Origin of the sequence: Microbacterium sp. UBA7513, assembly GCF_002478345.1 — a bacterium.
Lineage (GTDB): Bacteria > Actinomycetota > Actinomycetes > Actinomycetales > Microbacteriaceae > Microbacterium.
This window is the reverse complement of record NZ_DLNJ01000035.1, coordinates 85,495-85,801: the sequence shown is the minus strand read 5'-3', so window position 1 is coordinate 85,801 and position 307 is coordinate 85,495. Positions and strand designations below refer to the sequence as shown.

Sequence of the window (307 nt, the reverse complement as noted above, 5' to 3'; positions counted from 1 at the left end):
TCGTCGCCGATGTCCTCGTCGACCTCCTTCTTCTTCGCCGGCTCCATCGCCTCCTGGACGTCTGCACGGTACTCGGGACGCGCCTGACGCGTGACGTGCTTGACGACCGCGTCGATCTCCTTCTCGTCGACCCACGCACCCTGCAGTCGGAACGGCTTCGACGAGCCCATGGGCGAGAAGAGCGCATCACCCTGGCCGATGAGCTTGTCGGCGCCGGGGCTGTCGAGGATCACGCGGCTGTCGGTGACGCTCGTGACCGCGAACGCGAGACGGGACGGCACGTTCGCCTTGATGAGGCCGGTGACGA

General features: G+C 66.8%; 1 pseudogene. It reads right to left on the bottom strand.

Features of this window, described 5'->3' with window-relative positions:
* Nucleotides 1-307, bottom strand: a pseudogene (locus B2W79_RS16980) (cell division protein FtsK); the annotation flags it as partial.